The 9,124-nt window shown below is 70.8% G+C and carries 14 protein-coding genes; 8 read left to right on the top strand and 6 right to left on the bottom strand.

The annotated features are described in order from the left end of the window. Window positions 1-10: 10 nt before the first annotated feature. The 5 genes from ACFW16_RS19665 (at window position 11) to ACFW16_RS19685 (ending at window position 3,795) form a co-directional block, all read left to right on the top strand. Entirely contained in the window at window positions 11-505 is a 495-nt protein-coding gene (locus ACFW16_RS19665; RefSeq protein ID WP_380308071.1) for a hypothetical protein, read from the top strand. 47 nt (window positions 506-552) lie between these two features. Further along, window positions 553-2,358, top strand: coding sequence for a hypothetical protein (locus tag ACFW16_RS19670; protein WP_380308073.1), 1,806 nt, complete (start codon window positions 553-555; stop codon window positions 2,356-2,358). Between the two features lie 37 nt (window positions 2,359-2,395). Further along, window positions 2,396-2,743, top strand: coding sequence for a hypothetical protein (locus ACFW16_RS19675; protein ID WP_380308075.1), 348 nt, complete (start codon window positions 2,396-2,398; stop codon window positions 2,741-2,743). Then, a complete protein-coding gene (locus tag ACFW16_RS19680) occupies window positions 2,703-3,353 on the top strand; it encodes a hypothetical protein (RefSeq protein WP_380308077.1) in 651 nt (216 codons plus the stop codon). Before ACFW16_RS19675 ends, ACFW16_RS19680 begins: the two co-directional genes overlap by 41 nt. A 109-nt stretch (window positions 3,354-3,462) precedes the next feature. Then, a complete protein-coding gene (locus tag ACFW16_RS19685) occupies window positions 3,463-3,795 on the top strand; it encodes a RebB family R body protein (RefSeq protein WP_380308079.1) in 333 nt (110 codons plus the stop codon). Window positions 3,796-3,872: 77 nt separating this feature from the next. Here ACFW16_RS19685 and ACFW16_RS19690 read toward each other — a convergent pair whose 3' ends face one another. Further along, window positions 3,873-4,688: a DUF1194 domain-containing protein gene (locus ACFW16_RS19690; protein WP_380308081.1), complete on the bottom strand. Its 816-nt coding sequence runs from the start codon at window positions 4,686-4,688 to the stop codon at window positions 3,873-3,875. Window positions 4,689-5,026: 338 nt separating this feature from the next. On the opposite strand from ACFW16_RS19690, the gene ACFW16_RS19695 reads away from it, so the two are divergent. The 3 genes from ACFW16_RS19695 (at window position 5,027) to ACFW16_RS19705 (ending at window position 5,897) form a co-directional block, all read left to right on the top strand. Next, window positions 5,027-5,167, top strand: a complete 141-nt coding sequence (locus ACFW16_RS19695) for a hypothetical protein (RefSeq protein ID WP_380308083.1) — start codon at window positions 5,027-5,029, stop codon at window positions 5,165-5,167. Window positions 5,168-5,211: 44 nt separating this feature from the next. Continuing rightward, window positions 5,212-5,415, top strand: a complete 204-nt coding sequence (gene rpsU, locus ACFW16_RS19700; protein ID WP_380308085.1) for a 30S ribosomal protein S21 — start codon at window positions 5,212-5,214, stop codon at window positions 5,413-5,415. Window positions 5,416-5,612: 197 nt separating this feature from the next. Further along, on the top strand, window positions 5,613-5,897 hold the full coding sequence (locus ACFW16_RS19705; protein ID WP_380308087.1) for a hypothetical protein: 285 nt from the start codon (window positions 5,613-5,615) through the stop codon (window positions 5,895-5,897). 16 nt (window positions 5,898-5,913) lie between these two features. Here ACFW16_RS19705 and ACFW16_RS19710 read toward each other — a convergent pair whose 3' ends face one another. From ACFW16_RS19710 to ACFW16_RS19730, 5 genes are all read right to left on the bottom strand, one after another. Continuing rightward, window positions 5,914-6,327: an acyl-CoA thioesterase gene (locus ACFW16_RS19710; protein ID WP_380308089.1), complete on the bottom strand. Its 414-nt coding sequence runs from the start codon at window positions 6,325-6,327 to the stop codon at window positions 5,914-5,916. Window positions 6,328-6,460: 133 nt separating this feature from the next. Then, window positions 6,461-7,390, bottom strand: a complete 930-nt coding sequence (locus ACFW16_RS19715) for a histone deacetylase family protein (RefSeq protein ID WP_380308091.1) — start codon at window positions 7,388-7,390, stop codon at window positions 6,461-6,463. A gap of 9 nt (window positions 7,391-7,399) precedes the next feature. Further along, the gene (locus ACFW16_RS19720) at window positions 7,400-7,630 is read right to left on the bottom strand and encodes a sulfurtransferase TusA family protein (protein ID WP_342241687.1); all 231 of its coding nucleotides are present in this window, start codon (window positions 7,628-7,630) and stop codon (window positions 7,400-7,402) included. A gap of 46 nt (window positions 7,631-7,676) precedes the next feature. After that, a complete protein-coding gene (locus ACFW16_RS19725) occupies window positions 7,677-8,045 on the bottom strand; it encodes a DUF423 domain-containing protein (protein ID WP_380308093.1) in 369 nt (122 codons plus the stop codon). A 70-nt stretch (window positions 8,046-8,115) separates the two neighbouring features. Further along, window positions 8,116-9,120, bottom strand: a complete 1,005-nt coding sequence (locus ACFW16_RS19730) for a 4-hydroxyproline epimerase (RefSeq protein ID WP_380308095.1) — start codon at window positions 9,118-9,120, stop codon at window positions 8,116-8,118. Window positions 9,121-9,124 lie beyond the last annotated feature (4 nt).

Here is a 9,124-nt window from a genome sequence, read left to right on the forward strand (position 1 = left end):
AGGCCGGACCATGCCGCTGAACCCCTTCCGCTCCCGCCCCGGGCCCCAGCCGCAGGCCGCCGGGGCCGCCGCGCCCGAGGCGCAGCCGGACGCCGCGCCGGCCCCGCCGCCGCCATCGCCTCCCGCGGCCCCGTCACCGCCGCCCCCGCCGGTCTCGACCGCGGCGCTGAACCAGCAGATCGTCCAGGCGGTGGGCTTTGCCAACCAGCAGAACGCCGCGGCGCTGCCGCAGCTGGTGCAAGGCCCGCCCGAGGTGATGGTGACCGAGGCGGCCGGCCTCGCGGTGCAGGACGCCACCAGCTACATGAACGGGATCATGCAGATCGCGCTCGCGGTCCAGGCCGTGGCCGCGAAGAAGATGGCCGAGAATCCCGAGGCGGCGGCGACCGAGGCGCCCGTCCTGGCGGCGGCGCAGGCCATGGTCGCCGCCGCCGTCGGGGTGCTCGGCACGGTCAGCAGCACCGCCGGCACCGGCGCCCAGACCTTCATCGGCGACCTGTCCTAGCGCCCCGGACGCGTCCGCGCCGGGCTCACAGCACAAGGAACTCTGCGATGACGACCTTCGGAGCCTATCTGTGGGGCAGCGGCCTGCCCGGCGACCGCACCTACGCGCTGGCGATCCCGGAGCTGAGCTACCCCACCTACAAGGCCGACCTGACCGACGCCAAGGACTTCTACCTGTACAGCGTCGATGTCGCCGATGCGAAGATCAACGGCACCACCAACGCCTGGATCCCGCCCCGCGCGCCGAAGGACGACCTCTATCTGCTGCCCGCCGCGCTGAGCTACCTGGCCGCCGCGGCGAAGGAGGCCGGGCATGTGATCATCGACGTGGCGGTTCCGATCTGGAACTCGATCGCCTATGAATCCCTGCCGTTCCTCTACATCAACAACGACAAGATGATGCTGCAGCGCAAGTCGTCGCGGCGGATCCAGCTCGTGGCCGGCGGTACGAGGCCCGGCACCTTCGACCTGAGCCTGGACCTGCGCAGCGGCGACAGCGAGATCGGCAAGTCCGGCGTGTTCCGGATCACCGAAAGCACCGCGATCCGCGACTACGCCTACCTGCAGCCGGCCTTCGTCCACCAGATCCAGGTGCAGCGCGATTTCGTCGACTTCATCGACCGGATCTTCGTCGCCAACGTCTTCGGGAACGTCAAGTCGTTCGGTGAGAAGTACCGCGACGTGTTCGGCGACAAGGATCTCGGCGATCAGGATTCCGCCATGCGCCAGGTGCTGGCGCTGCTGGCCGATCAATGGGACAGGGGGCACCAGACACGCGGCTACAACATCGCTGCGGCGCTGGCGATCCAGACCCCGGCGAAGCTCCAGCTGGCGCTGCTGGTGCTGAACGAGAAGAAGCGCAGCCGGATCGCCCATGCCGAGACGCGGGTGGTCTCGTTCATGAATGTCGTCTGCCGCGCGGGCGATTGGGCGCCGGACAGCTCCGTGGTCCAGTACATCAGCGCGCTGACAAAGTCCGATCGGCCGGACACGCCGACGGTCGAGCCGGCAGAGGTGCTGGGCATCCGCACGCGCTTCCTGGCCCAGGAGCAGGACGCCTCGAGCCTGATGTTCTTGAGCTCCTTCCAGCCCTGCTACATGTGCCGGGCGGAGCCGGACGGCGCCGTCATCGACAGGATCTCGGCCGTGAACGGCACCGCTGTCGCGCCGGACGGCCGCACCCTGCGGTCGTCCTTCGGCGGGACGTATCTGAGCCGGATGGAAGATCTCTACTACTTCGACATGGATTCCAACATCTTCTATCCGCGGGTGGTCGTCGACGAGGTCGCCACCGGCGATGCGACGGTGCTGCGGAACCTGGTGCAGGTCGCGGCGGCCGGCTTCGTGTCGCCCCAGGGGCAGCCGGTCTTCGGGCCGGTGGCGATCGGCAATGCCAAGGAGGATTACGCTAGCGACGCGGCCCGGCGTCGCATCGCCAACAGCAGCTTCCTGCCGGTCGTCCAGGACGGCTCCCTCAGCTTCGTGCCGGACCGGAAGGTGAGCTACGAGGGGCTTCAGCCCGGCGAGACGCAGCCCATCGGCATGCGGACGATGCTGGCTCGGACCAACCTCTCGGCCGGGATCCGCGCGAACGCGTCCCTTACGGCCGCGCCCGAACCGGCCGTCGGTTCGGGCGGTTCGGGCGCGGTGCCCGCCCTTGCTCCGCTCGGCTCGGCCTCGATGCCCGTTGCCCCGGCCGATGCGGCCCCGGAGCCCACCGCCGATGCGCCCCCGGCGCCCGACGGCGGGACCCCGGCCGAGCCCGGCCGGGAGCGGGCACCCGGCCTCACCGACGACCAGATCAGGGCCCTCCAGCGGGCGGCCGTGCTGCTGGGTACGCTCGGCCGCAGCTGACCGCCGCCGCCATCCGGGCCAAGCGAAAGGACATCCGATGGACCGCGACGTCGACTACATCCGCGAGGAGCTGGACGTGGTGCTGGCCAATTATCTGCGGCAATGGGCCTCGGCGCTGACCGATGCCGAGCGGCCGCGCGCCGGAACCGGATGGTACCCGCCCCTGGTGCAGCACCTGACACGGGCGCAGTCCGCTCTGCGCCTCGCCGCCGACGTGGTCGCGGTGGAAAGCGGCGCTGTGGCCGCCGAAGGCGCCGGCGCCGCGATCCCCTGCTGCGAGCAATGCGGCCGGCCGTTTCCGGCCGGCGAGGCCGACGAGTTCTTCCGGGGTGAGGAGAGATGCGATGACCGATGCAAAGGGCGATTCCGGGGCCGCCGGCGCTGACGCCCCCCGCGAGGCCGCCACCGGGGCGGCCACCGGGGCGGACGGCCTGCTGGCCCGCCTGGTCCGGTCCGGGGCCGAGGTCGACTCGGCCCAGGCGGATTACGGCGGGCTTCGCCGTTTCCTGCCCGGCCTGCTGGCCCGCGCGGCCGGCACCACCGAACGCCAGAAGGAGGTGGCGGCCGAGACCCGGGAGGATCTCGCCGCCACCCGGCAGGTGATCGAGGCGATCACCGCCACCGCCCGCCGGCTGACCCGGTCGCTGGCGGATGAGAACGACGCCCTGGTCGCCCTGTTCAGCGACCCGGGCGCGCTGGAGGCGATCGCCCGCTCCGGCGGCGGCGTCCTGTCGCAGCTGCAGGCGGCCGCCCCGCCGGCACCCGCCCAGGCCGCCGAGCCTGCGGCTGCGGCTGTGCCGGCCCTGCTGTCGCCGAAGCAGCAGTTCCTGCTGCCGCAGATCACCGAGGCCCTGCGCCGGGTGATCGAACGCGAGGTCGAGCGGCGCGTGGACGAGCGGCTGGCGCCGCTGCGGGCGCAGCTGACCGGGATCGTCAACAGCGCGAGGGCGGCGCCGCAGCCGCCGGCCGAGCCGCGCGGCCGGCCGATGCGGTGACCGGGTCCGCGAATACTTTCTCGGGCCGGTTTCACAACCGCCCGGCCCCGGCGTCCTTTCCTATGCGTGGAGGCGTCGCCTTCGCGAGGTCAACCCGAGGAGTATGGACATGGCAGATCCCGTCACCGTCAATCCCATGGTCACCGACGCCGTCACCCAGTCCAACGTCAAGGTCGTGGGCGAAGCCCCGGCCATGGCGATGGGCACGCTGTTCCAGACCATGGCGCATTCGACCGGCATCCTGTTCGAGAACGCGGTCGCGCAGCAGCAGCAGCAGAACACGCTGGCCCAGGCGGCCGTGAACCAGGGCGTGATGCAGATCTACAGCATGGACACGATGGCCGGCGCCGGCGCCACCGAGAAGGTCGGTCAGAGCGGCGTCGCCGACAACCTGACCTCGCTGCTGACCGTGCTGCAGTCGCTGGGCGGCGGCGGCCGCTGACCGGCACTCAGGGTCGCCGGCACGGACCGGCGTCACCGGCTCCCTCCCGGTCCTCGGGAGGGAGCCTTTTTCATGGCTCAGCGCTGGTCCTGGTCCAGCCAGCGGGGCCGGGTCTTCTCGCCGATCATGCAGTCGGTGCCGCCGGCCTGGGCCGGGACGAAGGCGACGGGGACCGCCTCCGGAGCCTTGCCGGCGATCTCCAGCACCAGCTTGCGCCGGATCGCGTCGGCGAATTGCGCCGTGCTGCGCACCGGCACGGTGAAGGCGCCGGGACCGCCGATCACGCAGTCGCGGTAATAGGCGTCGAGCATCTCCGGCTCCGGCAGGCCGCCGAAGCCGCCGCGCTTCAGGATGATCGGCAGGCCGTTGATGGTGATGCCCTTCGCCAGCGCCATCTCGCGCGGGCCGGCCACCGGCCAGCCGGCGTTGTTCGGCCCGTCGCCGGAGATGTCGATGGTGCGGCGGAGACCCTCGAAGCCGTTGTTGTCGAACAGCCCGGCGGAGAACAGGAGCGCGCCGGAGATCGAGGTGCCCCGCCGCATCACCGTGCCGAAGGTCTCGGACAGGTCGGCCGCCGCCGTGCGCGCCGCCGCGGCGCCGTCGATCAGCCGCCAGGGCAGGATCACGGCCTGGGAATTGGCGCCGGCCCATTCGACATAGGTGATGGCGATGCGGCCGTGGACGCCGGAGGTGATGGCGTCGATCACCTCGGGATGGGTGAGGGCGCCGACATAGCCGTCGCGCTGCAGCGCCTGCTCGTCGTCGTCCATCGAGCGCGAGACGTCGACCGCGAGCACCAGCTCGAGATCGACCGGCTGGTCCTGGGCCGCCGCGGGCGCCGTGGGCAGGAGCAGGGTGAAGACCAGGCCGAATCCGACGATGCCGAAGCGCATTTCGCCCCCCAATGCCAGCCGCCGAGATGATTTCGATGTGGGAACGAAACGGGCCGCTGTCACCTCCGCCGGTCGGCTGTTTTTCATCGGCGGCTTGCAAACCGGGCGCGATTGCCCCATATGAAGGTCCGAGATCGGTTTCGACACGATCCGCGCCGCCGTTCCGATGAACGCGCCCGGATCCCCCTCCCAACCATGATCCGAGCGATGAGGCAGGCATTCCGCCTGTCGATCGTGCTTTGCGCCGCGACAGGCGGGCCGATGGTCCGTGCCTCGCGGCTTCAAGCGATATTGACTGCAACGAGGCCCCAAGGGCCCGAACCGTAAAGACTCAGAAGATGAAGACCGTACAGACCATGCCCCGCCGTCGGCGTCGTCCGACGCCGCGGCTGGCAACCACCCCGCTGCGGCAGCCGGCGCACAAGGCAGAGCTGTCCCGCGCCGAGATTCGTCGAATCGTTCTCGACATTCTCGGCTGAAAGGCGTAACCCCGCCCGATCTTTCAGTGAAAGGCCTTTGCCCGATGCAGGTGCTCGTCCGCGACAACAACATCGACCAGGCGCTGCGCGTCCTCAAGAAGCGTATGCAGCGCGAAGGCATCTTTCGCGAGATGAAGCAGCGTCGGAGCTACGAGAAGCCGTCCGAGCGCCGCATCCGCGAGGAAGCCGAAGCCGTCCGCCGCCAGCGCAAGGCGCTGCGCAAGCGGATGCAGATCCAGGGCTACTGATCCGGCGCGCCGGGGCCGTTCGGCTCCGGACCCGATCGGTACGATGGATGATGAGACGAGGGGCCTTCGCCCCTCGTTTTCGATTCCGCCCTCGTCGCGATTCCGGTCGCGCCATCTCCGGCTTGTGTCGCAGGGCGGACTGTGCGGAGATCCCGCCACCGGGGCGCCGCGCCCCTTGCCATCCGGGAGGACGACCGATGGATGTCTCCGCCCTCAGACGCACCCTGGACCAGGATCGGCCGCCCGCGACCCTGTCGCCGCCGCTCGCCGCGCTGTGGTGGGACGCCAAGGGCGACTGGGACCGGGCGCATGGCTGCGTCGATTCCGAGGACGGCGCCGACGCCGCCTGGGCCCATGCCTATCTGCACCGCAAGGAAGGCGACCTCGGCAACGCCGGCTACTGGTACCGCCGCGCCGGCAAGCCGATGTCCTCCGCCAGCCTCGAGCAGGAATGGGCCGAGATCGCGGCGGCGCTGGACTGAGCCGGCGCGATAGGGATCAGCGGATCGGGCGCGGCTTGCCGGCTTCGTCGAGTGCGACGAAGGTGAACTCGGCGGAGGTCACCATCATCCGCTCGCCCAGGCCGGAGCGCAGCACCCAGACCTCGATGCTCAGGGTGATCGAGCTGCGGCCGATCCGCACCACCTCGGTGTAGCAGCAGACGACGTCGCCGACCTTGACCGGATGGATGAAGGCCATGTTGGTGGCGGCGACGGTGACCACCCGGGACCGGGCGTGCTTCATCGCCGTCATCGCCCCGGCTTCGTCCATCATCGACATGATCCAGCCGCCGAAGATGTCGCCGGACGGGTTGGCATGCGCCGGCATCGCCAGGGTGCGGGCGGCAAGCTCCCCGCGCGGCGCGGTCTCGTCCGGCGCCGGGGGGACGGCCAGGTAGTCGGCTTCAGGCATGGTATAGGGCCACATCATGGACCTCGCGGGTGATGCGGCGTTTCCTTCCGGTCGCTCAGGTCATGTTGCGGTGCAACATAACACGCGCCCGGTTAGATGGGGCGCGAATGTTGCATTGCAACATGCCGCCGCATCAGCCGGTCATCAGCGTGTGCACATGGGCGGCGGCGGAGAGGGCCAGGGCGCGCAGGTCGTAGCCGCCCTCGAGGGTCGAGACGACGCGGCCGTCGCAATGCCGGTCGGCCAGGCGCATCAGCTCCTGCGTCGCCCAGGCGAAATCGCCCTCGTTGAGCTCGAGATGGGCCAGCGGGTCGCGGGCATGGGCGTCGAAGCCGGCCGAGATCAGCAGCAGCTCCGGCGCGAAACCGTCGACCGCCGGCAGCACGATCCGCTCCATCGCCCGGCGGAACTCGACGCCGCCGGACATCGGCGGCAGCGGCGCGTTGAGGATGTTGCCGGCGATGCCGGTCTCGTCCTCCGACCCGGTGCCGGGGTAGAGCGGCGACTGGTGGGTCGAGGCGTAGAACAGGTCGGGCTCGGACCAGAAGATGTCCTGGGTGCCGTTGCCGTGATGGACATCGAAATCGACCACCGCGATCCGGCCAAGCCCATGCGCCAGCCGGGCATGCATGGCGGCGACGGCGACGCTGTTGAACAGGCAGAAGCCCATGGCCCGTGCGGTCTCGGCATGGTGGCCGGGCGGCCGCACGGCGCAGAAGGCGTTGCGCGCCTCGCCCGCCAGCACCGCGTCGACGGCGGCGCAGCCGGCGCCCGCGGCGCGCAGCGCGGCGGCGCCCGACCCCGGCGACAGCACGGTGTCGGCGTCGATCGGCTGCAGCCCCTCGGAGGGAACGGCGGCCAGCAGGCGGCGGACGAAGCCCTCGGGATGGGCGCGGGCGATCTGCTCGATCGTCGCCTCCGGCGCCTCGCGCCGCTGCAGCAGGGCGAAGTTCTCATCCTCCAGCGCCGTCAGCACCGCCCGCAGCCGGTCCGGCCGCTCGGGATGGCCGGGGCCGGTGTCGTGGCCGATGCAGGCCGGGTGGGTGAAGAGCAGCGTGTCCATGCCGATGCCTTATCCAGCCTTGCGGATGCTGTAGCGGGTGACGCCGTCGGCCTCGTCGGCCACCGCGACCAGGACATGGCCGGTGGCGTCGCAGAAGGCCGGGAAGTCCTTGCGCGCGGCGGCGTCGGTGGCCAGCACGTCCAGCACCTGGCCCGGCGCCAGACCCTGCAGCGCCTTGCGCGCCTTCAGGACCGGCATCGGGCAGATCAGGTCGCGCGCGTCGAGGTCGAGGTCAGCCATGATCGGAGCCTAGCGCGGGCGGCGGCCGCGGCCAATGGTTCCGGCCTCAGCTTTCCGCCAGGCGGAAGGCGGCCATCACGGCCAGGGCCCAGCCCAGGATCAGAGCCACGCCGCCGATCGGCGTGATGGCGCCGAACCAGCGCGGCGCGCCGAAGGCCATCAGATACAGCGTGCCGGAGAAGATCGCGGCGCCGGCCAGGAAGGCCCAGCCGGCCCAGCGCAGCGGCCCCGCCGCCCCCAGCAGGGCCAGGGCCAGCAGGGCGGCGGCATGGACCAGCTGGTACTGCGCCCCGGTGTGCACCCAGCCCAGCCGCTCCGGCGCCGCCGCGGCCATGCCGTGCGCGGCGAAGGCGCCCATCGCCACCGCCACCATGCCGTGCAGCCCGGCCCCGATCAGAAGCACCCGGTCGATCATTCCCCACCTCCCGCGACTCGTCTCGTGGACACCATAGCCGCGGCAGGCCCCCCTTCACATGACCCTGGCGTCACATGACCGTGAAGCCGCGGACGAAGGGGTCGCGGTCGTCCAGGAAGATGGTGTTGTAGCCGGTCAGCCAGGCCTGGCCGGCGATCGACGGGATGATCGCGTCATACGGTCCCACCTTGGCGGTGCCCTCGACCCGGCCGTGGAACAGGCTGCCGATGATGCTCTCATGCACGAAGGCGTCGCCGGTCTTGAGCTCGCCGCGCGCCGCCAGCTGGGCCATGCGGGCCGAGGTGCCGGTGCCGCAGGGCGACCGGTCGATCGCCTTCTCGCCGTAGAACACGGCGTTGCGCGCATGGGCCTCCGGGTGCTTCGGCCGGCCGGTCCACTGCACATGGCGCAGGCCGCGGATGGTCGGGTCCTCCGGATGCACCATGTCGAAGCGCTCGTTCACCACCCGGCGGACGATCGGCGACAGGCGCTGGATCTCGCCGGCCGACAGGTCCTCCAGGTCGGCATAGCCCGGCTGCGGCTCGATGATGGCGTAGAAGTTGCCGCCATAGGCGATGTCGGCCACCAGCGGGCCGAAGCCCGGCACCTCGAACTCCAGCTTCTCCTTATAGAGGAAGGAGGGGACGTTGCGGATGCGCACCGAGGTGACGTGGCCGGCCGCGTCCTGCTCGTACTCCGCATCGACGATGCCGGCGGGCACCTCCAGCCGCAGCCGGCCCGGCTGTCGCGGCCGCACCAGACCCTCTTCGACCATCACCGTCACCGTGCCGATGGTGCCGTGGCCGCACATCGGCAGGCAGCCGGAGGTCTCGATGAACAGGATGGCGGCGTCGGAATCGTCCCGGGTCGGCGCATAGAGGATCGACCCCGACATCACGTCGTGGCCGCGCGGCTCGAACATCAGCCCGGTGCGGATCCAGTCGTATTCGGCGATGAAGTGCTGGCGCTTCTCGCTCATGGTCGCCCCCTTCAGCGGTGGGGCGCCGCCGGCGACGACGCGGACCGGGTTGCCGCAGGTGTGGGCGTCGATGCAGAAGAAGCTGCTCTTGCTCATGGCG

The organism is Inquilinus sp. NPDC058860 (genome assembly GCF_042743185.1).
In the GTDB taxonomy this organism is placed as follows: Bacteria; Pseudomonadota; Alphaproteobacteria; order DSM-16000; family Inquilinaceae; genus Inquilinus.

What these genes read in the sequence shown, in the direction of transcription:
- ACFW16_RS19665 (WP_380308071.1), top strand. Translation starts at nt 11, where the DNA reads ATGCCGCTGAACCCCTTCCGCTCCCGCCCCGGGCCCCAGCCGCAGGCC.
- ACFW16_RS19670 (WP_380308073.1), top strand. Translation starts at nt 553, where the DNA reads ATGACGACCTTCGGAGCCTATCTGTGGGGCAGCGGCCTGCCCGGCGAC.
- ACFW16_RS19675 (WP_380308075.1), top strand. Translation starts at nt 2,396, where the DNA reads ATGGACCGCGACGTCGACTACATCCGCGAGGAGCTGGACGTGGTGCTG.
- ACFW16_RS19680 (WP_380308077.1), top strand. Translation starts at nt 2,703, where the DNA reads ATGACCGATGCAAAGGGCGATTCCGGGGCCGCCGGCGCTGACGCCCCC.
- ACFW16_RS19685 (WP_380308079.1), top strand. Translation starts at nt 3,463, where the DNA reads ATGGCAGATCCCGTCACCGTCAATCCCATGGTCACCGACGCCGTCACC.
- ACFW16_RS19690 (WP_380308081.1), bottom strand. Translation starts at nt 4,688, where the DNA reads ATGCGCTTCGGCATCGTCGGATTCGGCCTGGTCTTCACCCTGCTCCTG.
- ACFW16_RS19695 (WP_380308083.1), top strand. Translation starts at nt 5,027, where the DNA reads ATGAAGACCGTACAGACCATGCCCCGCCGTCGGCGTCGTCCGACGCCG.
- rpsU (WP_380308085.1), top strand. Translation starts at nt 5,212, where the DNA reads ATGCAGGTGCTCGTCCGCGACAACAACATCGACCAGGCGCTGCGCGTC.
- ACFW16_RS19705 (WP_380308087.1), top strand. Translation starts at nt 5,613, where the DNA reads ATGGATGTCTCCGCCCTCAGACGCACCCTGGACCAGGATCGGCCGCCC.
- ACFW16_RS19710 (WP_380308089.1), bottom strand. Translation starts at nt 6,327, where the DNA reads ATGCCTGAAGCCGACTACCTGGCCGTCCCCCCGGCGCCGGACGAGACC.
- ACFW16_RS19715 (WP_380308091.1), bottom strand. Translation starts at nt 7,390, where the DNA reads ATGGACACGCTGCTCTTCACCCACCCGGCCTGCATCGGCCACGACACC.
- ACFW16_RS19720 (WP_342241687.1), bottom strand. Translation starts at nt 7,630, where the DNA reads ATGGCTGACCTCGACCTCGACGCGCGCGACCTGATCTGCCCGATGCCG.
- ACFW16_RS19725 (WP_380308093.1), bottom strand. Translation starts at nt 8,045, where the DNA reads ATGATCGACCGGGTGCTTCTGATCGGGGCCGGGCTGCACGGCATGGTG.
- ACFW16_RS19730 (WP_380308095.1), bottom strand. Translation starts at nt 9,120, where the DNA reads ATGAGCAAGAGCAGCTTCTTCTGCATCGACGCCCACACCTGCGGCAAC.